We start from the raw sequence: 25,298 nt of genomic DNA, 5'->3' as shown, positions 1-25,298 counted from the left end.
AAAGCGGTGTTAAGTCTATTTCAAATACCCCTTCACCTCCTCAAAATCCAATCCACCATAATTCCCACTACTCATCAACAGCAAACACGTATTGTCGTAATCCTGCGAAAAAAGATAGGTTTTAAAATCTGCGGGATTTGTAAAAACTATCAAATCTTCCCGGTCAAAGGCTTCGTCAATCTGTTCGCCTTTTATTTTTTCCAGTTGCTTTATCAATACTGCATGTGGAGAGTAAAAAACCACTGCACTGTCAGCCGCATCCATTGTTCCTTTGTATTCCTTCAAAAACTCAGGACTTAGACTGCTATAGGTATGAAGTTCCAAACAGGCTATCAGTTTCCTGTCTGGATATTGAGCTTTTACCGCTTCAGTAGTTGCTCTTACTTTGCTAGGGGAATGTGCGTAATCCTTATATGCTACTGCCGTTTTGGTTTCGGCTATCTTTTCCAAACGTTTGCTAGCGCCTTTAAAAGTTGCGATGGCTTCGTAAAAATCATCGGCATCCACGCCCATCAATTGGCAAATCCAGCGTGCACCTTCTAGATTGTTTAAATTGTGTTTTCCAAATATTTCAATTGGCATAGGTCCTTCGGGAGTTTCCAAAAGGGTAGTTCCGTCTTCCACAGCATATTCGGGAGTTTGATACGGATATTTTTTTATGTGATTTGTAGAGGCTTCAACAACGCGTTTTACTTCTGAATCCTCTTCATTGTATATAATTGCTCCGCCGTTTGTTATTTCATTTAGAAATATTTCAAATTGCTCCACGTAATTTTCATAGGTAGGAAAAACGTTGATGTGATCCCAAGCAATACCGCTCAACAATGCAATGTTAGGTTTATAAAGATGAAACTTGGGTCTGCGATCTATAGGTGAGGAAAGATATTCATCGCCCTCAATGACAATAAAGTCATTGCCGTCCGTTATTTTCACCATGGTATCAAACCCCTCCAATTGGGCGCCCACCATATAATCTACATCCTTTCCGTGGTAATTCATCACGTGAAGAATCATCGAGGTTATTGTGGTTTTTCCGTGTGAACCGCCAATTACTACTCGAGTTTTGTTTTTTGACTGTTCGTACAGAAATTCTGGGTAACTGTAGATTTTTAAGCCGAGTTTCTTCGCTTTTAAAAGTTCGGGGTTATCTGCTTTGGCGTGCATTCCGAGAATAACGGCATCAATTTCTGAACTCAATTTTTCAGGAAACCAACCTTCTTTTTCGGGTAAAAGGCCTTTGTTTTTCAGTCTACTTTTAGACGGTTCAAAAACCTCATCGTCGCTTCCTGTTACGATATCTCCTTTTTGGTGTAATGCCAATGCAAGATTGTGCATCGCGCTGCCTCCTATGGCTATGAAGTGGATTCTCATGTGGGATTTAATATTTAACCCTTCGACACTTCGACTGCGCTCAGTGCAGGCATGCTCAGGGTGACATTTAGTTTTGTAAAGATACTTTTTCTAATTCTGAATTTAGAATTCAGAATTCAGAATTAGAGTGCCAAGATGAGTGATTTTTCTTTTCGTGCTTCATCAAAATCATTACGGTCTGCCAAGGCTTTATTTATCCAAGTAAGGGCAATTTCTTTTTTGCCGAGGTTTTTATAAATCTGTGCCAAGCGATAATAGGCCCAGTCCTTTGGCACACCGTCTTTTATAGAATAGTCAGCCAAATATTGGCTAAGGCACTCAATACCGTATTCTGGTTCTAGGTTGTACTGTGCGGAGATTTTTCCTATTTGGTAATTTAGCTGATTGCGTTTATGCTTTTTTAAAGATTCTGCAGTAGTCTTCAAAGCCTCCTTTGGCTGATTGTTTTTTTCGTAGAGACCTGAAAGCTTTTCGTAGGTATGTGGTGAGCCACCCACTTCAATTGCTTTTTTATAAAAGCGTTCCGCATCTTTAGATCTATCTGTATATTCAGCAATGTAGCCATTGGCAAGATAACCGTCCACCTTTGAGATCGTTCCCAATTCATTTGCATAATCAATTGCTTTTTTTTCACTTCCACCAATAATACTAGGCAACTGAATGTAAAATTCCACCAAAGCCCAGCGAGCCTCAATATGCTTTGGTTCAAGCTTAGCAGCACGTTCCAAGTGATGTTTTATATCGCCAATGTATGAAACCGCTCGCAGACGGCTAATGGACAAGGCTTTCATTCCTAGGGCACCTCCATACTTAAAGTTGTAATTGGCATTGGTTTCCTCCTCGTTTACCAAGGCTTCGTAATAAGCCACGGCAATGTCCCAATTTTTCGCATAACCAGCAATATCACCCAAATACTCGCGCGTTTTTTTGTCGCCTGGATGTTTTTTCAGATGATTTTCAAAAACAGGTTTCGCTTTACTGAAGTTTTCTTGTTTAAAATATTCCTCAGCCTGCTGGTAGTTATTTTGAGCACTTAAAAAGAATGGCAAGAATAAAAGGAAAACTTGTACTATAACAAGACCCCCTCTGCCTGCGGCATCTCCTCCGAAGGGAGAGATGTTAGTTATTTTATTATGTCGTGGAATATGCAAATTTGATTATTACTGATTGCTGAACACTTATTTCTTTGGTGGATATTTGGCAAGAATTTTCTGAAGTACAGAAAAGTAATACGCTTCCTTCTGTTGCGGTGTTGTTCGTTCTTTCATTTCGCCTTCTGCCACGGCTTGCCATACAAGATCGTCTTTCTCAGTGTCTATAAAATCCATTGTTAACTGTTGGTTGAGTACATTTCCACCTATAGGAATTCCGCCGCTAACGCCGACGCCAACATTACCACCACCGCTACCAATACCGATACCGATAGTGTTTCGCGAACTTGAAATACTTTCACGCGCATAAAAATTAATGTATAATTGCGGAGTTTCACTCTGTACAAAACCGCGTTGCTGCAAGAGGCTATCCGTAATTTGTATAATGCGGTTGTCGTCAAGTTCGTTAAGGCCAGAGTCTATTGTTGGAAAATAATTGTAAGTAGTGTATTTCGAAAAATCTACTTGCTTGTCATAATCAACGGCCACTGTAGCTCCGCAGGATACAAGGAATATGGAGAGTATAAAAAATGGGAGGGACTTCATTGCATTTTCTTTTCAATAAAAATACGCAAAAAAGCCTCCTTTAGTTTTGGCTTTGCTATTCTTTAACAATTTTCTTTATAACATTACCTTTATTCGTAACAACTTCCACAAAATAAATGCCTGCGGAAAGGGTTTCGAGGTTGATTTGGTTTTCTGAAGTTTCAAGGATTAATTTGCCAAGCGTAGAATAAACGGTTGCTTTTTCGAAAGTAATTATGTTTGATGTTTTTATTTGAAGTATCGAAGTTACGGGATTGGGATATAGTTGAACCATTCCATCCAAATCAAATTCTTCTACGCTAAGATTCTCAACAACAGTTGTAGAAGCAGTATTTGTAACGATGGCTGAATTAAAGTCGAAATAAATGTCTGCTGTGTTCTGTATCACATCACCTAATGCAATGTTTTGAATAGGTTTTATTTGAAAAGCTACAAAGCCATTGCTGGCTTCGGGGTCTGAAACTTCTGGTGGTAAGTTGATGTTGTCAAAAATGAAGGAAACATTGTTGCCGTTAAGAATTTCCACTCTGTATTCGTGGCTCGCAGACAAAGGGCGGAATGTGTTCCAGTCCAATTTACCGCTCAGCACATCTTCAATACGAACATTTATTGCATCAGCCGTTCCAGTGTTTTGAAAACGCACTATATAATCCAAATAATTAGCTGTTTCGCTTTCGTAAATTTCTTCGCCTTGGTTTACTTGTTTGTCGTTGGGATCGTAAGAGTTTATAATTATCTGTTCAAGATTATAGGTATTGTCTTCGGGGTTTGTGTCATTTGAAATAGGATTTATAATGGCTTGGAACGCTAAAATGTCTCCTGAATTATTTATTGGAGGTAATAAAGTGTTGAAATTAACATTTATTGTTTTGGACTGAAATGGCAAAAGGCCTGTATAATCCCAAGTAATTGTGTTTCCGTTTACATTGTCTGCATTTGGAACTGAATTTAGATATGTTTGTCTGGTGTTGTCAAATTGTAATGTGATTTCACTATTTAAAACTGTAGTGCCAATATTTTCATATACTAATTGATATTTCGCATCAAAACCGGGACGTGGTTGATTAATAGCAATTAAAGTAATCTTTAAATCGTCTTGAATACTAATTGGTGTCAAACAAAAATCTGCTATTTCATTATTTCCTAAATCAACAAAAATTGTTTCATAAGACTCCGGATTTACGGTGAAATTATTATTTCCGGACAGTTCAACACGGGTAATAAACTCCCCTTCGTTCATATAATTTACAAAACTCCCATCTTCTCTAGTAAAGGTGGAAACTGTATTCAAACCACTCTCAGAAATTACCATAAGGTTTGAAGCTGCAATATCAAGAGGATCACAACCATCCAGATTTAAATCTAATTTTATAATCCCACTTATGGAATTCTGTGCTCCGCGATTTTCCAACCAAAAAATCTTATTATCATCAGAGTTTAATGCTAACAAATCCAATTGACCATCACCGTTAATATCGCCAGTATTTATAAAATTTCCAGCATTTTCGAGACCACCCAATATAATTGCCGGTCCAAAATCTCCCTGCCCATTTAAGTTTTCATTCCAAGTAAGATTAGCTCCTATAGCAATAATATCATTATCGCCATCATTATCTACATCGCCATAATAAACATCTCCATCAGCATCCACTATTTTTGACGTGGAAAAATTGCCATTGCCATCAAGATTTTCAAACCAAGCAACTCTAGCTTGATACCTTACTAAAACATCATTATCTCCATCTCCGTCTAGATCCACTAAATATGCAGTTTTTGCACCGTAAGTATCGTCAGCGATTATATTTTGAGAGCCAAATGTACCATTGCCGTCCATATTTTTAAACCAAGAAAAAGTTTTATCAAATCTGGAAGAGGTTAGTACATCCAAATCACCGTCGCCATCAATGTCTCCTGCAACTACACTTCCAGCCCCATCTAAATTAGAACTTATAGTCTGTCGGGAACCAAAATTCCCAAGTCCATCAAGGTTTTTATACCAATTAACAGTGTCGTTATAAGGTTCGGCAGATAATACATCCATGTCCCCATCACCGTCTATATCTGCTGCATATACCCATCTGTGATCGCGGAGAGCTTCATCTATTACATTCGCAGAAGAAAAGTCCCCCAAACCATTTATGTTTTTAAACCAATAAATCTTGCCTCCGAATGCTGCTATAAAATCAATTTTATCATCGGAGTCAATATCTACGGGAAAAATTTGCTCAGCACTTACCTCAAGACTTATTTCTTTCTGTTCTCCATAATTGCCTAAACCGTCCAAATTTTCATACCATAAAATTTCGTTATCTCCTTTTGATGAAATAAGTATATCTAAATCCATATCTCCATCAATATCTACTGCATATGAAGTAGTAGGATTGGTTACATTTTTGGTAATATTTTTTCTTAACCCAAAGGAATTTCCGTCAATATTTTCAAACCAAACCAGCGACCCATAATCATAGCCAGCCAAAACATCCTTTTTCCCATCGCCATTTATGTCACCCACAAATAAGCTAGTTGAAGAACCAATATCACCCAACATCTCTTCATAATTTCCAAAAGTACCTTGACCATCTAAATTATTCAGAAATAATATTCTATAACTGGCTGATACTATATCTATATCTCCATCATTGTCAAGATCACTTATTTGGATTTCATCGAGACTTGACAAGGCAGCGTTACCTAACATAATAGGAGCTCCGAATGTTCCCAAACCATCGAGATTTTCATACCAGGAAATACCACCAACTGGTCCAAATGTTCCAAAAACTATATCATTATCCCCATCTCCGTTTATATCAGTAATTTTAATATCGATGATAATACTATAGGTATCTGAAATTATATTTTGAGGTCCGAAATTTCCGAAACCATCTAGATTTTCATACCACGCAATTTTCTTATCTCCTCTAGAACCCGATACTACATCCATATCGCCATCATTGTCAATGTCGCCCAAGGTAACAACCATGGCTTCTAAGGTAGAATTTGTGATAATGTGTTCTTCAGAAAAATTGCCTAGACCATCAGTGTTCTCAAGCCAAGAAATTTTATTATCGGTTCTGGAAGCAAAGAAAAGATCAATATCGCCATCTAAATCTATATCATTTCCGAAAATGTACTCTGGATAATTAGTTTGGATAGGTATTATATTCGCTTCTCCAAAAGTTCCTTGGGAATCGGTATTTTCATACCAAACTATTTGATCCTGCAATTTTAAAACAGCAAATAGATCAAGATCACCATCTCCATCAATATCCAAAACTTCTAATTTAGCTACACTAGTTGCGCTTCCACTTATTAAAATTTGGTCACTAAAATTTCCTAGTCCATCAATATTTTTATACAAGACAATTTTATTCTGTTCTGAAGAACTTGCTATAACATCATTGTCGCCGTCTCCATCAATATCTGCCAATAACGTATCCTTACAGCCAATTACTGAATGGGAACTGTCAACAATAGTATGGGAATCATAAGCTATTTGTGCACTTAAAAAAAGAGTGTTTAATAATAAAAGAAGTAAGACAATATTTTTCATCGAGAACTATATTTTAGTTCTACAAGAACAAAGAAATAAACGACTTATGAAAGATTATTTAAGGAAATTTTAAGAAAAAATGGTTTAATCAAGATATGGTTTGATAGCAGTTGAATTAGAACAAAATAAGAGGTCTCGACCTTAGTTTATCCTGAGCGAGGCCGAAGGGCTCGACCTGACAATTGAGTTTTAATTCAACATCGCCCAAAGTTTATCCTTCAGCTCAGTCAATCCCTGATGGGCTACGGAAGAAATAAACAAATATGAGATTTCCTTAAACTCTTTATCTAAAATTTTCTTCATTTCGGTTTTAAGCTCGTCGTCCAGCATATCGCTTTTGCTGATAGCTACCAAACGTTCTTTATCTAACAATTGTGGATTGTAACGGCGCAATTCATCAACCAACACTTCATATTGTTCTTTAATATCCGGCGCATCGGCAGGAACTAAAAATAACAATGTGGAATTTCGTTCGATATGACGTAGAAAACGGTGACCAATTCCTTTGCCTTCTGCTGCACCTTCAATAATACCGGGAATATCAGCGACTACAAAAGTTTTAAAATCGCGGTATTCTACTATCCCTAAATTGGGTTTTAGGGTGGTAAATTCGTAATTGGCAATCTTCGGTTTGGCTGCAGTGATTACAGAAAGTAAAGTAGATTTTCCAGCATTTGGGAAGCCTACCAAACCTACATCGGCAAGTATCTTAAGTTCAAGAATTATGTCTGCTTCCAAACCTTCTTCACCTGGTTGTGAGTAGCGCGGGGTTTGGTTGGTAGCAGTTTTAAAATGGGCATTCCCAAGTCCACCACGACCGCCTTGAGCAACTATTTTTTCTTCGCCATCTTCGGTGAGTTCAAAAAGTATTTCTTCGGTTTCTTTATCGCGGACTACCGTGCCCAGCGGCACTTCAATATACACATCGGCTCCATCGGCACCGGTACTGGTCTGTTTGCTGCCATGCAGACCGTGTTCGGCTTTAAAGTGTCTTTTAAATTTAAGGTGATAGAGCGTCCAAAGGTTTTTGTTCGCTTTCACAATTACGTGTCCTCCACGGCCACCATCACCCCCATCGGGCCCACCTTTTGGAATATACTTTTCCCGCCGCATGTGCTTGCTACCCTGCCCTCCCTTACCGGAAGTAACATGAACCTTTACGTAATCTACAAAATTGCCTTCAGTCACTGAAAAAAGTTATTAGTTATTGGTTAATCGTTATTAGTTTGGGTTTCGATACATTTTAAAAGCCAAAATATATCTTTCTATTTATAAATAAAATGGTCAAGCTTTCAATATACTCAACCGCCTTACAAAGAAAGTTTCAATTATAAGTTATCTATTACCTTACTCAATCTTTCGGTAATATCCTCAATGCTTCCCACACCATCAACGCCGTAGTATTTATTCTGCTTTTCGTAATAACTTTTCAAAATAGCGGTTTCGTTGTAATAAACCTTAATACGGTTTCGGATAATGCTTTCATCGGCATCGTCTGCTCTTCCACTTGTTTTGCCACGTTCAAGCAAACGTTTCAATAGAACCTCATCGTCTACTTCTAAAGCAACCATTGCGTTAATTTGGGTGTCTTTATCGTCCATTAAGTGACCCAGTGCTTCCGCCTGTGCTTCTGTTCTTGGGAACCCGTCAAATATAAATCCATTGGCATCACTATGTTTGTCAACCTCGTTGCTCAACATATCAATGGTAAGTTCGTCTGGCACCAGTTTCCCTTTCGCCATAAAGGATTTGGCAAGATTGCCAAGTTCAGTTTCATTTTTAATGTTATATCGAAAAACGTCTCCGGTAGAGATATGCACCAAGTTATATTTTTCTTTCAAAAAAGTGGCTTGTGTGCCTTTTCCAGCACCGGGAGGGCCAAAGAGAATTATATTAGTCATGATTATGGTTTAATAAATACAAAAATGAAGGTGCAAATTTACGAAATATAAGGCAGTTGGGCTTAAAACCAATTAGAAATAAATTGGCGCCAATAATGTCGCTATAAAATCCATCCACCAATAATATGGTTTATTTATATTTAATGTTAATCCCAAGATAAATAAGACCTATCTTAAATTTAATCTTAAAGTTAAATTTTATCTATTATTCAAGAATGTTAGTTAAATTTGTATACATATCATTACTAATCTCTAAAACTTATCCATTATGACTAAAAAAACTACTTTTTCTTTTTTTAATCTAAAAACAGTTGCATTACTGGTTGCATTTTTTGGATTTACTGCGGCCAATGCTCAGTATTGCATTCCGGTCGATGACTGTACCGATGGCGATTTAATTCTAAATGTAGAATTTGCGGGCATTGCAAACCCCACTGATTGTAGTCCCGGTGGATATGGCGATTTCACCGCCAGTGTTGATCCCGCTGAAGTGGAAATAGGTGGAGTTTATACAATGTCAGTTGAAGTAGGCGCAGGTTGGTCCGTTGAAACCGTTGGCCTATGGATTGATTTTGACAATAATGAAACTTTTGACCCTAGTGAATTCTATCTTGTAGGAACAGGTTCAGGGAGCGTTGTAGAAGCAGATCTAGCTATCCCTGGAGATGCCCTTGTAGGCACCTATAGAATGAGAATATGTGTAAAGGCAGATTCAGTTCCTTATGATGATCCTTGTAATCCCGCAGCAGGATTTGGTGAATGGGAAGACTACTTAGTGAACGTTACTGATCCGCTAAGCACTCCTGATCTTGACTTTTCAAACAGTGTAACTGTATTTAAATCTGGTGAAAACTTAAATATCACCTCTGGAAGCATTCTTGGAAAAGTTGAAGTTTTTGACCTTAGCGGTAAATTGATTGCTGCGCAAAATAATATTGCCTCAAGTAATGTAACTATTAATCTTTCAGCTGCAAACCAAGTTCTTTTGGTAAAAGTACAATCTGAAGAAGGTTATACAACAACTAAGAAAGTCATTTTCTAAGAACAAATTTTAATGGAAAATAAAAAAGCTTTGGGGTCTCCCAAAGCTTTTTTTATATGCAGTAATTTATTATTTCTCTTTCAATTTTCATGCTAACGGAAATTACAAATATTGTTCTTCTGCAATATTACCTTATAAAACAACCCCTACCGCTTTATAAAGAAAGTTAACCAAAGCATTCCAAAGCTTTTCCAAAGTCACCATTAATATTCCTTTCAACGTATTGACGAAGTTGAGCGCCATGGCTTCCAGTCCGTCCAAAAAGAACTCTCGGAGATCTTCATCAATATCACCGCTGGCCACTCCCTTTTGGATAAGTGCTGTTTGTTTGGCAATGGCTTCCACCTGCCGCTCACTAAAACCACGCACTGTGGAAATATCTTTCTCCAAGATACCAGAGGCAATATCTTTTATATCTGTAATAATTGTTGTTACATCTTCAGCCATAATTTTATCGTTTTAGGAAACTTTCATATGTTATTGCTTGGTCCAGAAAGATTTCAACCTGACCTTTAAAAGCTTGCAGTGCTAAAGGCTTTATCCCTCTTTCACTATCGGTTTGCTTCATTTTTTTAAACGTTGCCGCTATCTGTTCAAAAGCAAAGGCGCTGGGATACTCACCCGAAATGGCGCTGCTTCCCTTGGATTGAAGCAGTTCGTTTATTTTTTCCAAAGCAACATTATTCGGTACGGGCCTGGCTTTGGCCTGTAGTTTTAACGACTCAAAGGCACCAATCAGCGTATTATAAATAGGCTCCCGAACTGCAAAACTCTCACTGTTTGTACCGCCATCAACCTCAGCGAAAAAGCGCATAGCCAAATCGCTGCTTTTTGTTACCTTTTCAACAATGGCTTGGTCGTAGGCAGGTGCCAGCGTAACTTGACAGCCACTAACGACAAGAAGAGCCAATAAAATTGGCAATGGGAAGAAATTCCTTCGTAAAAAACTCAAATACATCATGCTATTAATGAATCAGTTAGCACTAAAGTAATAAATATCTGTGTATAATTTCACAAAAAAGAGAATAGTATAAAGAGTAAAGAATACTGTGCTTTTATATTTTTTCTCTCCTCTCTTATTCTTTTCTCTAATTTATATCTTACGGAGAAACCATTTGCTGGCTAAAAGAGATGATAATAAATTCCGCTGGTCTCGTTACGGCGACACCAATATTTACGATAAGCCGTCCATCTAAAATATCATTGGTGGTCATTGTAGTTCCTAAGCCACATCCAACAAAATATGCATCTTTTGGGACCGCTCCAATCAATCCTCCTTGTCTCCATAGACTGTTCAAAAAGTTTTCAATCATCGAAGTTATTCGCACCCATGTATTGGCATCGTTGGGTTCAAAAACAAAGCTTTTACAGGCATTTTTACAAGATTGGTCAATACAAATCATTGTTCTTCTCACATTAATATACCGCCAATCAAGACTATTGCCGTCCAGCGTTCTAACTCCCCACACCATAACCCCCATTCCCGGAAAGATTCTAAGTGCGTTTATAGATTTTCCACTTAGGGCATCTACATTTAAGGTCTCTTGTGCTCTATTGTCAATTTTTATAGGCAAACTATCTACCCCAGACATAGAAACATTTGCAGGAGCTTTCCACACCCCCTGCATATTATCTACCATCGTAATAACACCAGCCATACCACCGCTCGCAGGCAATGTGTTTGCAACTTGCAAAACAGCCGAAATAATAGCGTTATATGTTGGGTTTATGGAAAGTAGATCACGATGATTTTCATTTACTGACTGCGGATTGCTAGAATTATAAATAGATTTTAATAAATCTAAAACTCTTTCCTCTACCCCAGGTTCCGAACTTATAATTTTAGCTAAAGCCTTTACATCTCCATTAAGTAGATTGGTATAATTCAAATCCCGCTCACCCATAATAGTCGTGCCCACAAAAGGATAATATGCTGCTCCATAATTTAAGCCCACCGTTCCGGTATGACTTCTAAATGCTTCTATGTCCACATTTCTACCAAGCTGGTTTTCTCGATTTCCGCCTATAATATCAAAAATACTTATCGCGGTCTGCATTTCGCTATTCTGCAAAAGCATCTGCTGCATCAGCGTTCCATTCTCAGCAATAGAGAGCAAGGTGGCTTCAGGGCAAATATACATAGTAGGCTCTTCCTCCTTCTTCAATGCCTCCAATCCTTTCAACAAATCTGCAAGCTGAACATTTGGATTCACTAAAGGCGCTCCAAGAAGTAAAGGCACTCCTGAAGCTTTTCCATAACCACCAACCGAAACTATATAAGCGTTCTGCCCACCATTTTGATAAAATAACTTCACGCTGTTATACAGGTAGTAAATAGTATGTGGATCGGGAACTATTGAGTAATAGTCATTTCCAATTAAAAGAAAATCCCCAAGACTAGGCTTTGAACTTTGATGAACCAAATAGTACTGCGGACTATATTGCTGAACAGGGTCAAGACTATTTGGAAAACAAAAAATACGTTCAAATTCTAAAAAGGAACTTATTTTGGTGGGCACAAAAGTACAGTCGTTCCCTCTGTGGTTTGCTTGTGGTGTGTATCCAATAAATGCAGGAATGGCAGTTTCAACTTGAGCCACCGAATTTGGAAAAGCAGAAACTTCTTCAATATAAACTCCTGGTGTTTTGTATGTTTTTTTACTCATTTTGTAATCTTTTTTGCAAACCCTTAATAGCAGTTCAACTTTAATAAATAGCTGATACTAAGATAACAAAAAGATTAACAGTAGTTGCTAAACTAAAAAAACCGGGTTAATAGCCCACAAAAAATTATTTAGCAACATCCAGCCATTCCTCTTTGTTGAGCGAATAGAAATTAAGAAGGATTCCTTCATGAATAAATTCGTTCCTTTTAATTAAACCGATTTTTTGCAAAATAATATTAGAGGCCGTATTTGCTACATCGGCAATACCTACAATTTCGCCATAGTCAAGTTCTGCAAAACCATGATGCAAAGAAGCCACAGCGGTTTCTGTAGCATACCCCTTTCCCCAATATTTTTTTTTCAATCGATAGCCAATATCGTAATAATTTGTTCTGCCGTTTAAAACTTCGGTATTATACTTAAACCCACTCCAACCAATAAAATCGCCACTTTCCTTTTCAACAACCGCCCATCTGCCAATGCCATTTTCAACGTATTGCTGTTTTATAAAGTCAATATACTTTTGGGCTTCAGCTATAGTAGCAATAGGTTTGTTTCCCAAAAATTTATGCACCTCAGCATCAGAATCCATCGCAAACATGCCGTGCACGTCTTCGTCCATTAAATCGCGCATAAGGAGTCGGTCTGTTTCTAGGTGGATTTTCATTTTAGTATTTGTTTAAAAGAAAAAACTTATGGATTAAAAAATAAACCCATAAGCTAATATAACAAATTACAGATCAAGAGTAAGACACTGAAAACAAAAGAAAACCGATGCTTAATTATTGAACAGGTCTTTTTTAACAGCGTTATAGTAACTATCACTCACAGGTATTTTTTCCTTAGAAAGCAACAATTCTCTATTCTTTAAACCAGTTACTTTTTCTTTGTTCACTATATAAGACCTGTGGACTCTTAAAAAGGTATTTGGCAATATAGATTCCAACTTGCCCAACGATTGGTTGGCCATTATTTTTTTTCCGTTTTCAAGATGATAATTTACATATTCACTATCACTTTCTATAAAAATAATATCTTGATATAATACTTTATGAAGGTCATACCCAGATTTTATAATGATGTAATTTTCTTCACTACTTTCTTGTTTTGGCAATCTTTCCACGGCGCTCAAAAACCGTTTGAAGGTTATGGGTTTCACCAAATAATCCAGTGCATTTAATTCAAATCCTTTCAGCGCATATTCTGAATAGGCGGTGGTGAAAATAATACGGGTATCGGTAGTATTTATAAGTTCGGCAAAATCGGTGCCTTTTATGTCTGGCATTTGAATATCCAAAAACAACAGGTCAATCTTGGAAGATTTCAATAGCGAAAGTGCTTCTAGCGGATTTTCAAAGGTTGCCACACATTCAAGGGAATCTACTTTTTGGATATAGGTTTTTATCAACTTTCTCGCTAATTCCTCATCATCAACAACTATACATTTTATTTTATGCATCTGCGTAAAGTTTTAAATCAACTTTAAAAGTCGATCCATTTTCAATATTTAAATCATGTTGGCTTGGATAGCTTATCTCCAAACGCTTCTTTGCGTTTTGTAGCCCGATTCCGCTACTTTTATCCTTAACTATTTTTACTTTAGGCAAACTGTTTTCAACACTAAAGGTAATTGTATTGTTTGATGATTGCAGTTTAATATCCACAAAAGCTTCGCCCCCTTTTTCTATTCCGCTGTGCTTAAAGGCATTTTCAATAAAGATAATGAAAAGCATAGGCGCTACCTCCACAGAAGTGTTTTCCAATTGATTTGTGAAGTTTATATTGAAGGATTTGCTGCTTCTCAACTTAAATAATTCAATAAAATTTTCAATATAATGTATCTCTTTTTCAATAGGCACCTTAGGTCTTTCGCAATCATAAATTACATAACGCAGCATTTCAGAAAGCGAATGTATGCTTTCTGGAGTTTTTTCTGAATTTGAAATTGAAAGCGCATAAATATTGTTTAGTGAATTGAACAGAAAGTGTGGATTGATCTGCATTTTCAAAAATTTAAGTTCACTTTCCGCAAGTGCCGCTGTTTGTTTGGCAATAGCCTCTTCTTTCTTTTGGGCAAAGAGAAAGGTTTCGGCTAAAACACTTAAAATATAACTTACCGAAATAAGCAGCAAGTGTATCAAATAAGCAGAGGGCGGACGAGGTCCATTGGGGCCAAGAGGCCCTCCCCGCCGCGGGGGTGGATTTATGGTTAATTCAGAAGAAAGGTAGGCGCTCAAAGCTACAACCGCCAATGAAACCACCAGGAAAATTGCATATTTCTTCTGAAACAACAATTTTGGAGCTATAAAGTAGGATGCCGCTAATATCAACAAAACCTGAAACCCAAAGGCGCTCAAGTTTGCCATTAAAAACCGAGTGATATTTTGTTGGTTTAAGCCCATAATAAGCCAAACAACAGCCCATAAAAGTATTTGGGCAAGGATGTGATATCGAATTTTCATCTGTATAAAATATTTGATAAAGCGGAAGATGGAATGCCTAAATTATTAATCTTCGGTTGGTTTATAATTGTTAATGGGCATTTCATACCACAAATAAAACACATTTTTTTTCATACTGTTTCAATTTAGCCTGTTTTGGAGAGGCTAAATTGAATGGTTGAACTGTTTAAAAAGCCTATTCGCTGAAAACCGATGGCATTTCACTTAATATTTAAATTCAATATTTGCATTTACAGCACCTTTGTTCCTGAAATTCAATTAATACTCAGGAAAAATGAACCAAAAAAAACTAAGAATGAAACAATTAGGAACACTTATGTTAACCGCGGTTGTTAGCATTTTTGCAAGCCAGAAATCCTTCTCCCAGGATTTATATGACATCAATACCATACAAACTATTGAAATTGTTTTTACACAATCTAATTGGGATGAGCTTTTAGATCTTGAAATGGCAGGCGATAATAATTATACACAAGCCGAATCTGTTACAATCAACGGGGAGCTTTTTGAAACAGTAGGTGTAAAATATAAGGGCAACAGTTCTTATAACCCAAATTATAACAAGAACCCTTTTCACATAGAATTGGATACGTATGTAGACCAAGACTACCAAGGTTATAAAGATTTAAAGTTGGCAAACGTAATTTTTGATCCCTCTTTCGTTCGCGAAACTGTTTCATACAATATTGCTGGACAATATATGGATGCCCCAAAAGCAAATTATGCAAATATATATGTGAACGGTGTATTGATAGGTTTGTACACAAATACCGAAGCCATTACCAAAAGGTTTGTGGATGATACGTTTGGATCAAAAACCAATGCTTTTTTTAGCTGTAGCCCTCCAGATGGAGCTGGCCCGGGCTCAAATGCTTATCCTAGTTTAGAATATTTAGGACCTAACAGCAGCAGCTATGAAATTAAATCTGATGGTGCCGACGATTGGGATGAGTTGATTGAATTAACGAACATACTTAATAACGATGTTACAAACATAGAGACTGTTCTTGATGTTGACAGAGCTCTGTGGATGTTGGCTTTTGATAATGTTATGGTAAATCTAGATAGTTATATTGGGCAGTTTAAGCAAAATTATTACCTATATAAAACTGATGCCGGCGTATTCAACTCCGTTGTTTGGGATTTAAATATGTCATTTGGCGTATTTAGTATGACTGGTGAAGGTCCTCCATTAAATTCAACTACCCAAAAAGCGCAAATAAGTCATTTGTTACACATTAATAATACGAGCTTTCCGCTTATATCAAAGTTATTGGCAATTCCAAGGTACAAAAAAATGTACTTGGCCCATTTCAAAACTATCTTAACTGAGAATATTACCAATTCAAATTACTTGACCTTGGCCAACGACTATCAAGATATTATTGATGCCGCCGTACAAGCCGATAATAACAAGTTTTACACCTACGCACAATTTGTTGGGAACATTAATACAGATTATAATCTTGGCCAGAATACAGCTCCGGGTTTAACCAATTTAATGAACGCACGCGGAAGCTATTTGTCGGCTTTATCAGATTTCACAGTAACCCAGCCTACAATTTCAAACGTAGCTCCATCAAATAATGACCCTGATGTTGGGGATGCCGTTTCATTTACCGCTACCGTAACAAATAGCAATGCCGTATTTCTTGGGTATAGAACAAATCAATACGCCCCTTTCACAAAAATCCAAATGTATGACGATGGCGCCCATAATGACGGAGCGGCAGGTGATAATGTTTTCGGAATTGATTTAACCATTACCAATGATTATACTCACTACTATGTTTATGCAGAAAACACCAACATAGGCGCCTTTTCCCCAGCACGGGCACAGCACGAATTTTACACGCTTAACGCAAACTATATTCCGTTGCCCGTAGGCGCTTTGGTGATAAACGAATTGATGGCCGATAATGAAACCATCGTTACAGACCAAGATGGCGAATATGATGATTGGATAGAATTATACAATAACACTAACGAAACATTAAGCCTTGACGGTCTATATCTTTCTGACGACCCAACTGATTTATTGCAATGGGAATTCCCTGACGGACTTACAATAGCTCCAGATAGTTATTTAATTGTGTGGTGTGATAAAGACTTAGATCAAGATGGATTGCACGCCGATATTAAGTTCTCTGCTGGGGGCGAAAGCGCCATTCTATCCTATGCAGATGGAACCATCATTGAGAATATTGAGTTTGGCCAACAGGAAACAGATTTGAGCTATTCAAGAATACCAAACGGAACGGGCGATTTTATTATTAAACAAGCCACTTTTGGAATTGATAATGAAATAATCCTTGGGACGGATTCTTTTGATGCTGAGTCGGCATTAAATTACTATCCCAATCCAACAAAATCGGTATTAAATATAACCAATTCAGATGGTGGCATAACTTCAGTAAAGGTCATTTCAATATTAGGACAAGTATTGTTTTCTCAAGCCTATAATAACTCCTCATTGGTGGAGGTAGATTTTTCAGACTTTGCAAAAGGAACCTATTTTGTTTCCGTAAATGAAAATACCGTGATTAAGATTCTTAAAGATTAAGTTTTAAAGGTTAAATTAAGAGGAATAAAACGGTTTTGTAAAAAGCTTCACGGGTTATCGTGAAGCTTTTTTGTTCCTCTTTTAAAATTAAAATTGATTAAAAACACTCGTTCACTTAAAAGCGGGGCGAGTTCGCTGAAAACGCGACATTCGCTTTAATCTATTGCAGACCTTTGAGGTCATAAGTATGAATTTAAAACAATTATATTATGAAAAAGATAGTATTCACAGCAGTAATAATGTTCTTCGGAATAACATTTTCAAACGCACAACAAAAAGGTGAAAAACCCCAAAAACCACCAACATTTAGCGAGATGCTAAAAGAGATGGACAAAGATGACGATGGAAAACTTTCTAAAGCCGAATTGAAAGGCCCCTTAAAAGATGACTTCACAAAGATTGACACAGATGAAGACGGATTCCTTTCAAAAGAAGAATTGGAGAAAGCTCCAAAACCAGAAAGGAAAGAACGAAAAAGAGATTAAATAATAAAAGATTTTGTTTGGTTGGTTAGCAGTTTGTTTAGAGAAAGTTTCGTGAGCGATTGCGGGACTTTCTTTAATAACTACCCAAATAAGATAGAAGTGAAGATCACAAAAACGTAATTAATCTAAAAGCAAAAATCATGAAAAGAAAATCAAAATTACCATTTTATTCAATTCCTTCTTTAATCGCGCTGATAGCTGTTTCATACATTTCATGTAGCAGTGACGATTCCAGTACACAGGAAGAAGAAGAAGAAGAAGTTGTAACAGAACTACACGCTGCCTTCGCGGCATTTAATCCCGAAGCGGTAACTATCTATTTGGATGGATCCAATGTGGTTATAGAAACTACAGGACTGCCCAATCACGAAACGGTGTATTGGGGTGAAGGTCATCCATTATATAGAGAAGAGCCAGGTGTTCAAGTAACGCCTTCCATTATGTCCAGCAACAATAATGCAACAACTATTACTGTGGATGCTACACCCAATTTATCGGGAAGTACTGTTTCCACTCAGTTAAATACTATTGGTATTGCGGTTAGCGGCGCCTCCATATTTAATGACCAAGAAGGCGGCGGGCCTTTAAATCAAGCAGCAGCCAGTCTAGATTGGACAGGTGCACACATTGGACCAGGAGTGTATCACTACCATTTAGAGCCAAAAGCATTTACAGATGATGACGATAAACTAGTTGGAATCTTACTCGATGGTGTATTTTTATATGGAAGAAAATGCAATGCTACCGGCACCTATCCTTCGGACTTGGATGCTTCCGGTGGTCACACAACCACCACGCAATATACAAATGGCGCACAGGAATACCATTACCATATTATCAATGAATTATATTCTAATACTGGGTCTTATATAGCATTCTCAGGTCCTTACCAAGGTTATTAATCCAATATGAAAACTCTTTTTCTTATACCCTTTGCGCTTTTCTTATTTACTAATTGCAATGACGCTTTAGTAGATAATAAAGACCATGGCATGGCCGTTGTCGCTGAAAAAGACTTGGCTATTGAAAATGTTGAGGTATTAAAAAAAGAATTGACTCTCAATCAAATAGAAGGAAAATGGTATTATAAAAACGCACCCTTTTCTGGTTATTCTCTTGTGTTTTACCCGAATGATACTTTAGCTGAAAAAATTGGTTTTATCAATGGCAAAAGAGAAGGGATTGCAAGAAAATGGTCAGAAAAAGGTGTGCTTCGGGTAGAATCTTATTATAAACACAACCGATTAAATAGCGTTTATAAAACTTGGTGGGATAATGGTGCACTATCTGCTCAATCCAATTATGTAGACGGTATAAAACAAGGTTTTGAAAAAGAATGGTATCCTAATGGACAGCTTGCAAAAGAAAGGCAACTTGTCAACGGGAGTGAAAATGGCCTGCAAAAAGCCTGGTTAGAAAATGGAAAATTGTATGTTAATTACGAAGCTAAAAACGGACGTATTTTTGGAATGCGCAGAGCAAATTCGTGTTATAAATTGGAAGATGAAAAAGTTATTAGAGATAAAAAGATATAGCCAAGTGTTTTTACTGTTTATACTCTGTACGGGGTGTGAAAATGAAACTAAAAAAGAAAACATTAAAGTTGTTGAAACAAGTAGAACAGAACACCTGCCCTATTACAACGAGGAATCGTTTACCCCAAATTGGTTGACTCCGGGATCTCAGGAAGAAAAGGATTTTCATAAGATTCCAGATTTTAAATTGATTAATCAATTAGGCGATACGGTTACACAGAAGACTTTTGAAGATAAAATCTATGTCACCGATTTCTTCTTTACCATTTGCCCCGGAATTTGTCCGCAGTTGGCCGAAAGTATGATTAAGTTACAGGAAGAATTTAAAAATGATGATGATATTCTTCTGCTATCGCATTCAGTAATGCCGTCGACAGATTCGGTTCCGGTTTTAAAAGAATACGCTGAAACCCATGGGGTAATTGATAACAAATGGCATCTCGTAACTGGTGATAAAAAAGAAATTTATTCGTTGGGCAGAGATCAATATTTTGTTGAAAATGATTTGGGAGTACCAAAAAGTATAGAAGATTTTCTCCACACCGAAAACTTTTTACTCATTGATAAAAACAAACATATTAGAGGTATCTATAACGGCCTAAACAGAGCTTCGATTGCGCAATTGATTACAGATATCAAGAACCTGAAAATAGAGTAAAAAATCTTATTTATACAAAAACGCTAATACAGTCTTTTTTCAAAGTTCCTCTTACAGCTTCTGAATAATTAAAGCTGCCAATGCAAGTGCCTTTGCTTTATTAGCAGCTGCATCGCCAGAAACTTTTACATGTAAATGAATCATCGTGCCTTTTGCCAAAAAGGTAAGTTGCGACCTTGTTGAGCCCCAAATTGCCATGTCGGCAAGTCCTTCTATTGCCTCTCCATCTTTATAAACCTTCGTTGAAGTTTCAAACATTTGTGGCGTAGCATCTTTAACCAATATTATAGCTACTTCTGCGGGAAAATCAAGACTTACTTCTTTGCCCGCAATAGTTCGTTTGGTTGAAAACATAACAGACTCCCATTTGTAAAAACAAGTGGGATAGGTGCGCATCACGTCCCTCATTTCGGTGGTCGCATCAGCTGCTATGCCCAAAACTTCTTTGATTTTTGTTTCAGTAACGAAACCACAGGGCGACGAAGCGCTTTCGGTTGCAGTAGGCTCCACTGCTTTTTCAGTTGCTACAGCTTCAGTTTGTGGGTTTTCACTTTTGGAAGTTTCAGAGTTGCCACAAGCTATTGCTAAAATACAAGCAGTAATTAATAATAATGCTTTCTTCATACTGTTGGGGTTAGTTTTAGGTAGCGTAAGATTTTAAATGATTGGTCACTAATCATTAAATGTACAAAATGACATCCAATTATAAACTACCTATCATCAGAAACAAAATAGCCTACAGATTTCCTTAAGAAACCTATAAGCTATTTTAAAAAGTTATTTGTCAATTTTTAGATTGATAGCATCCTGATTCTATCGGATTCACGACTCACGACTCACTACTCACTACTCACAAACTACTCCATCCGCTTCCCAACAATCTCCTTCCCACGCTGAAAAAGGGTTAAGCTTTCAACAGCTCCAGCACCATTTACATTAAAAACAATTTGTGCTGAAATCGCATTCACATAAAACTCAGTCTCAGATTTTGGAAGGATATCATAAGCTGACTGGCCCGTTGCTTGCGCATTCAGTTGACTTCCAGTTTTCGCAATAGTAAGAACAAACCCTGGCTTTAGTTCATAGCTACCCACATAACTTTCCAAAACAGCATCCGGCACGGTCACTTCTTTCACTATGGCATCAACTTCAACACCCAACTTTTTCAACATATCAATGCCATTTTGGTTTTCAGGATTCATTTCAATAGATTTCTTATAATTGGTAATCGCCAACTCATTCTTGCCCTGCTCCATCAAAGCCTCGGCATAACTGTCATACACATTGAAAGATTTTGGAAACGCTTCTATGTTCAGTTTAAAAACCGCTTCTGCCTCTTGCTTCTTTCCAGCTTGCAGCAAACGATAGCCTATAGCATTCATTTCACTTTCGTCAAAGGAATATTCTTTTGCACCTTTATTCTTTTCATAAAAGGAAAGACCAGCTTTTAAATCCTTATCTATAATTTCGTTGTAAACTGCATCGGCTATTGATTTCTTTGGAAAATCATAGGACTTCCCATAAAGAATTCCGGAGATTGCAATGGTTATCTTATCCAAGGGGGCACTTCCAGTATTGTTCAACAAAATAATGGAAGATTTATCTTGTGGCATACGGGTAATAAGCGTGTTAAACCCATTGATCCCGCCGCCATGACCAATAATTTCTTTTTTGTCTTCAGTATTTCCAATAGGCATGGTGCCAATAGACCATCCATAACCATAATGTTGCCCAAAGGCGGAGACGTACTTTTCAAATAGCATATCCCTGTATTTCTTCGGAAGCAACTTTTCTGTGTACAATGCCTGGTCCCACAAAAACAAGTCTTCCACCGTGGAATAAAGAGAACCCGCCGCATAAGGTGTGGACATATCTATATAGGGTGCGTTTTCAAGGTTACTTCTATTCATTTCGTAACCAGCAGCCCGTTTCTTAAGTATTTTGTTGTGGTGATCAAAGCCTGTACTATTCATTTTCAAAGGGTCGAATATATTCTCCTGCAATACCTCCTCATAAGGTTTTCCAGTAACTTTTTCAATTATGGCACCCAAGGTAATATAACCCGAATTGCTATAAGCAAACCGCTCCCCAGGTGTAAAGGTTAAGGTAGAATCAGCATACAGCTTCATCATCTCCGTTGGCGTGTATGGATCACGGCTCAGCTTCTTAAAAAAGTCTGGAAACGATGTATAATTGGGCGTGCCCGAAGTATGCGTCAATAATTGGTGGATGGTGATTTTATCACCATTCACTTTTGAATAATCCGGTAGATATTTGGAAATAGTTGCCTGTAAGTCCAGCTTCCCTTCAGCCACCAACTGCATAATGAGCATAGACGTAAATTGTTTGGTAATGCTCCCCAAACGATGCTTATTATCTGGCGTGTTGGGAATTTCCCATTCCATATTCGCCGAGCCAAACCCTTTTTTATAGATGATCTTCCCGTGGTCTGCCACCAGTACCGAACCGTTAAATTGGCCGTATTCGGTGTATTTATTTAGAAGCGCATCTAGTTGCTTCGTTTTGGTTTGCGCAAAGCTAACCGTAAGTGTTGCCACAAAGGCAATAACCACAAGATAGGTGGTTCTGCGCAAGCTGTTTTTCTGTAATTTCATGTTTTGATTGATTTTGATTGATGATAATCTTTTTGATTAAAAATAAGACGACACATAAGTGTTTCTGTTACAAAAGAATATTAGCTTTCCTTCGCTTACCCTTGCCAAAATACAACTGGAAAAAGAAAACAGGAAGAGCAATAATCTATTACTATTTAATAACAAAGCGCACCCAATGGAAAAGGAGCGCTTTGCAACTTTAAGTAGAAATAGCAATGTTTCTAACTTACTCTTTATCTAATTTCTTGGTCATGCTAAAGCCAGTAAACAAGCCAATACCCGCCATTAGAAAAATAGTTCCCGGATAGGCCACTTCTTCTTCCACGCCCATATTGTAATGAAGTAAAGAGGCTATAAAAATACCCACACCTATGCCCATTAATAATAGCGCCAAGTTCAAAATAAGGATTTTCCATATAGGTCCTGTTTTCGATTTCCCTTTAACAAAAATACTGGCATCCGCCCCTTTTTCTATAAGCGCCATGCGCTCTTTGTTACGTGTGGAATAATGTAAATAAAAGATTCCGAAGAAGGCTGCGATAAGCAACGGCATGATAACAAATTCTGCTCCCATAATAGTTCGTTTTTAATTGATTGATTGATGAAATTTAATGCGTTCATAGCCTATGACGACATCTTTTTAGTTTAGGTTACACTCTTTGCCATTTTTTTTTCAAACCCCTGTAACCTATCTTTAGTTCCCGTCGTCTTATCATCAAATGACCACTGACCAAGAAACCATTATCATCAATCAAATCATTGGGGGAGATACCCAGGCCTTTGCCGTTTTGGTGGACCGTTATAAGGACTTGGTGTTTACATTGGCAATACGAATGTTGAAAAACCGTGAAGAGGCAGAAGAGGTTTCCCAAGACACTTTTATAAAGGTTTTTAAAGCTTTGCCGAAGTTTAAAGGCGATTCCAAATTGTCAACTTGGGTTTACAAAGTGGCTTACAATACGTGTTTGGACAGAATAAAAAAGAACAAAAAGCATTATAATGATGTAGCCATAGATTCCTTTACGGAACATCAAATAAAAACCGTGGACAATGCGCTGGATGCTTTGGAAGAAAAAGAACAACAACAGACCATTCAAGACTGTTTGCAACAATTAGCGAGCAAGGACAGTTTTTTGCTTAGTTTATTTTATTTTGAAGAACTATCTTTAGAAGAGATTTCACACATTGTGAATATGGAGACAAACACTGTAAAGGTAAATATACACCGAGCCAGAAAAAGACTGGCAATCATATTAAAACAACAGCTGGAACCAGAAACAATACAACGTTATGAAAGAGAACGAAGCTAAACAGTTAGAACATTTGGTAGCCAAGGCGATGCAGAAATCTACTTTGGAAAGCCCTTCCTTACAGTTTACCAACAAGGTAATGGCTGCGATAAACGCTGAACAACATAGTGTCGCAGTGCGTTACAGACCCTTGATCCCGATATATATCTGGATTGCTATTGCTGCGCTTGTTGTTGGCTTCACGAGCTATATCTGGTTCGTGGTACAACCCACGCCCTTAGACTTGCCCACCTTTTCGTTTAATTTCATGGAAAACAATCTCCTTTCCAAGAAAGTTGCGGCAATGAGCATTCCAAAAATAACGGGTTATGCAGTTATGTTATTGGCGCTTATGCTATGCATACAAATCCCAATGCTTAAACGTTATTTTGATAAACGACAGTTTGTTTAAAATGAAATAATAAACTTTTTATTCCGCTATCTTTATAATAGTACCCGTGATAGTGCAGGAAATCTTAACCGTATTGTATATAGTACCAAACTTTTCGATATTCTTTTTTAGCAGATCGAGATTCAAATTACTGTCTTGGCTATAAATCCGCAGCTCATAATTTATTTCATCCATTCGCGGCGGTTTCTCTAATCGGGTAGCATTAATAGTTATTTCGGCACGGGAGTATTCAAAATTCATAAAAGTGGAAAACCGTTCTACGTTTTTAAGAATACAGGACGAAAGGGAACCCAAAAACAGCTCGGCTGGATTTGCCAACGTATCTGCAGTCTCGGGAGTAATGCCAAAACTTATCTCCGATTGCTTAATGTGAATGGAAGCCTTGCTTTTTGAGGATGCTTCCGCTTTTACAGCGTAGTTCATGAATGAATATTGTATTAGGGTTTTAGCCCTTTTGGAAGTGAAGTGTAAAATTTCATTTTTAGATTTTTTCTACACTGTTTTTATTGACGATATGTTGCGTGACATTGCACGCAAAAATTCATTGTATTTGACAATGCTTTTAATGATTTGTTTTTATCGCCACTTTTAAAAACTTCACTCATTTTGTCTGCACTTTCATGGAATTTTAATCCTAAATTTTCAAACTCCTTATCGCCAAAGGATGCACACATTAATTTCATTTCTGTGGTTGAACCTAATCTAGTATAGGCAATTTTTGAAGCTTCATTATATTTTTCTTCAGATAAAAGAGTAACAATATTTTGGACTGCATCTAAATGATCTCTCATATTCATCAATTGATGATTCTTTTGCATTGGGTTTAACTTTAAAGATACTCTATTATCGTCTCCCATAGTGGAATTTTCCATCATTTGAAAATCTACTTCTTTCTTTACTACTTCCTTTTCTTTGGACTTGTGTTCATTGCAAGAAGAAAAAAAACTTGCTGAAATTATTGATAGTAGAAGTACTATTTTTTTTGATGATTTCATATTATAATTATTCGTATTTATCAAAAGCTAGAAGTAGAGTTCCTTTAGGTATAATAT

Annotated in this window: 25 protein-coding genes; 8 read left to right on the top strand and 17 right to left on the bottom strand. The window is 37.2% G+C overall.

Going from position 1 to position 25,298, the window contains the following annotated elements; all coding sequences use genetic code 11:
- Positions 1–15: 15 nt before the first annotated feature.
- The 6 genes from ESU54_RS12630 to ESU54_RS12605 form a co-directional block, all read right to left on the bottom strand.
- Positions 16–1,371 (bottom strand): UDP-N-acetylmuramate--L-alanine ligase, encoded by a 1,356-nt coding sequence (locus tag ESU54_RS12630; protein WP_111844026.1) that lies wholly within the window; start codon positions 1,369–1,371, stop codon positions 16–18.
- Positions 1,372–1,493: 122 nt separating this feature from the next.
- Positions 1,494–2,522, bottom strand: a complete 1,029-nt coding sequence (locus tag ESU54_RS12625; protein ID WP_235004558.1) for a tetratricopeptide repeat protein — start codon at positions 2,520–2,522, stop codon at positions 1,494–1,496.
- A 27-nt stretch (positions 2,523–2,549) separates the two neighbouring features.
- Positions 2,550–3,068 (bottom strand): DUF4136 domain-containing protein, encoded by a 519-nt coding sequence (locus ESU54_RS12620; protein WP_111844024.1) that lies wholly within the window; start codon positions 3,066–3,068, stop codon positions 2,550–2,552.
- Positions 3,069–3,123: 55 nt separating this feature from the next.
- Positions 3,124–6,618: a T9SS type A sorting domain-containing protein gene (locus ESU54_RS12615; RefSeq protein WP_111844023.1), complete on the bottom strand. Its 3,495-nt coding sequence runs from the start codon at positions 6,616–6,618 to the stop codon at positions 3,124–3,126.
- Positions 6,619–6,807: 189 nt separating this feature from the next.
- Positions 6,808–7,806: a GTPase ObgE gene (gene obgE / locus ESU54_RS12610; RefSeq protein ID WP_111844022.1), complete on the bottom strand. Its 999-nt coding sequence runs from the start codon at positions 7,804–7,806 to the stop codon at positions 6,808–6,810.
- Positions 7,807–7,946: 140 nt separating this feature from the next.
- Positions 7,947–8,519, bottom strand: coding sequence for an adenylate kinase (locus tag ESU54_RS12605; RefSeq protein ID WP_111844021.1), 573 nt, complete (start codon positions 8,517–8,519; stop codon positions 7,947–7,949).
- 268 nt (positions 8,520–8,787) lie between these two features.
- On the opposite strand from ESU54_RS12605, the gene ESU54_RS12600 reads away from it, so the two are divergent.
- Positions 8,788–9,561 (top strand): GEVED domain-containing protein, encoded by a 774-nt coding sequence (locus tag ESU54_RS12600; RefSeq protein ID WP_111844020.1) that lies wholly within the window; start codon positions 8,788–8,790, stop codon positions 9,559–9,561.
- Between the two features lie 132 nt (positions 9,562–9,693).
- Here ESU54_RS12600 and ESU54_RS12595 read toward each other — a convergent pair whose 3' ends face one another.
- The 6 genes from ESU54_RS12595 to ESU54_RS12570 form a co-directional block, all read right to left on the bottom strand.
- Positions 9,694–10,008, bottom strand: coding sequence for a hypothetical protein (locus ESU54_RS12595; RefSeq protein WP_111844019.1), 315 nt, complete (start codon positions 10,006–10,008; stop codon positions 9,694–9,696).
- Positions 10,009–10,012: 4 nt separating this feature from the next.
- Entirely contained in the window at positions 10,013–10,483 is a 471-nt protein-coding gene (locus tag ESU54_RS12590; protein WP_146743980.1) for a hypothetical protein, read from the bottom strand.
- A gap of 178 nt (positions 10,484–10,661) precedes the next feature.
- Positions 10,662–12,227 carry a phage tail sheath family protein gene (locus ESU54_RS12585; RefSeq protein WP_111844017.1) on the bottom strand — a complete coding sequence of 522 codons (1,566 nt, stop codon included), beginning with the start codon at positions 12,225–12,227 and terminating at the stop codon, positions 10,662–10,664.
- A 124-nt stretch (positions 12,228–12,351) separates the two neighbouring features.
- Positions 12,352–12,894 carry a GNAT family N-acetyltransferase gene (locus ESU54_RS12580; protein ID WP_111844016.1) on the bottom strand — a complete coding sequence of 181 codons (543 nt, stop codon included), beginning with the start codon at positions 12,892–12,894 and terminating at the stop codon, positions 12,352–12,354.
- 111 nt (positions 12,895–13,005) lie between these two features.
- Positions 13,006–13,686 (bottom strand): LytR/AlgR family response regulator transcription factor, encoded by a 681-nt coding sequence (locus tag ESU54_RS12575; protein ID WP_111844015.1) that lies wholly within the window; start codon positions 13,684–13,686, stop codon positions 13,006–13,008.
- Positions 13,679–14,689 carry a sensor histidine kinase gene (locus ESU54_RS12570; RefSeq protein WP_235004557.1) on the bottom strand — a complete coding sequence of 337 codons (1,011 nt, stop codon included), beginning with the start codon at positions 14,687–14,689 and terminating at the stop codon, positions 13,679–13,681. The genes ESU54_RS12575 and ESU54_RS12570 overlap by 8 nt, the downstream gene beginning before the upstream one ends.
- 295 nt (positions 14,690–14,984) lie before the next feature.
- Here ESU54_RS12570 and ESU54_RS12565 point away from each other — a divergent pair, with 295 nt between their 5' ends.
- From ESU54_RS12565 to ESU54_RS12545, 5 genes are all read left to right on the top strand, one after another.
- Positions 14,985–17,252, top strand: a complete 2,268-nt coding sequence (locus ESU54_RS12565) for a CotH kinase family protein (RefSeq protein WP_200830098.1) — start codon at positions 14,985–14,987, stop codon at positions 17,250–17,252.
- Between the two features lie 209 nt (positions 17,253–17,461).
- The gene (locus ESU54_RS12560; RefSeq protein WP_146848136.1) at positions 17,462–17,737 is read left to right on the top strand and encodes an EF-hand domain-containing protein; all 276 of its coding nucleotides are present in this window, start codon (positions 17,462–17,464) and stop codon (positions 17,735–17,737) included.
- A 140-nt stretch (positions 17,738–17,877) separates the two neighbouring features.
- Positions 17,878–18,639 carry a YHYH protein gene (locus ESU54_RS12555; RefSeq protein WP_111844013.1) on the top strand — a complete coding sequence of 254 codons (762 nt, stop codon included), beginning with the start codon at positions 17,878–17,880 and terminating at the stop codon, positions 18,637–18,639.
- A 6-nt stretch (positions 18,640–18,645) separates the two neighbouring features.
- Entirely contained in the window at positions 18,646–19,272 is a 627-nt protein-coding gene (locus ESU54_RS12550; RefSeq protein ID WP_111844012.1) for a toxin-antitoxin system YwqK family antitoxin, read from the top strand.
- Positions 19,241–19,930, top strand: coding sequence for an SCO family protein (locus ESU54_RS12545; RefSeq protein WP_111844011.1), 690 nt, complete (start codon positions 19,241–19,243; stop codon positions 19,928–19,930). Before ESU54_RS12550 ends, ESU54_RS12545 begins: the two co-directional genes overlap by 32 nt.
- Positions 19,931–19,981: 51 nt before the next feature.
- On the opposite strand, the gene ESU54_RS12540 is transcribed toward ESU54_RS12545, so the two are convergent.
- The 3 genes from ESU54_RS12540 to ESU54_RS12530 all read right to left on the bottom strand — a co-directional run bounded on the left by ESU54_RS12540 (position 19,982) and on the right by ESU54_RS12530 (position 23,119).
- Complete coding sequence (locus ESU54_RS12540) at positions 19,982–20,554, bottom strand: DUF3558 domain-containing protein (protein ID WP_111844010.1); 573 nt, start codon at positions 20,552–20,554, stop codon at positions 19,982–19,984.
- Positions 20,555–20,787: 233 nt separating this feature from the next.
- Positions 20,788–22,545 carry a serine hydrolase gene (locus ESU54_RS12535; RefSeq protein WP_111844009.1) on the bottom strand — a complete coding sequence of 586 codons (1,758 nt, stop codon included), beginning with the start codon at positions 22,543–22,545 and terminating at the stop codon, positions 20,788–20,790.
- A 226-nt stretch (positions 22,546–22,771) separates the two neighbouring features.
- Positions 22,772–23,119: a DUF6249 domain-containing protein gene (locus tag ESU54_RS12530; RefSeq protein ID WP_111844007.1), complete on the bottom strand. Its 348-nt coding sequence runs from the start codon at positions 23,117–23,119 to the stop codon at positions 22,772–22,774.
- 145 nt (positions 23,120–23,264) lie between these two features.
- On the opposite strand from ESU54_RS12530, the gene ESU54_RS12525 reads away from it, so the two are divergent.
- Positions 23,265–23,855 carry an RNA polymerase sigma factor gene (locus tag ESU54_RS12525; RefSeq protein ID WP_111844006.1) on the top strand — a complete coding sequence of 197 codons (591 nt, stop codon included), beginning with the start codon at positions 23,265–23,267 and terminating at the stop codon, positions 23,853–23,855.
- Entirely contained in the window at positions 23,836–24,246 is a 411-nt protein-coding gene (locus ESU54_RS12520; RefSeq protein WP_111844005.1) for a hypothetical protein, read from the top strand. Before ESU54_RS12525 ends, ESU54_RS12520 begins: the two co-directional genes overlap by 20 nt.
- 18 nt (positions 24,247–24,264) lie before the next feature.
- Here ESU54_RS12520 and ESU54_RS12515 read toward each other — a convergent pair whose 3' ends face one another.
- Positions 24,265–24,669: an OsmC family protein gene (locus tag ESU54_RS12515; RefSeq protein ID WP_111844004.1), complete on the bottom strand. Its 405-nt coding sequence runs from the start codon at positions 24,667–24,669 to the stop codon at positions 24,265–24,267.
- Positions 24,670–24,749: 80 nt separating this feature from the next.
- Positions 24,750–25,241 carry a cytochrome c gene (locus tag ESU54_RS12510; protein WP_111844003.1) on the bottom strand — a complete coding sequence of 164 codons (492 nt, stop codon included), beginning with the start codon at positions 25,239–25,241 and terminating at the stop codon, positions 24,750–24,752.
- Positions 25,242–25,298: the final 57 nt, after the last annotated feature.

This window comes from Aequorivita antarctica, assembly GCF_007997155.1.
GTDB classification, from domain to species: Bacteria; Bacteroidota; Bacteroidia; order Flavobacteriales; family Flavobacteriaceae; genus Aequorivita; species Aequorivita antarctica.
This window is presented reverse-complemented; position numbering and strand designations above follow the sequence as displayed.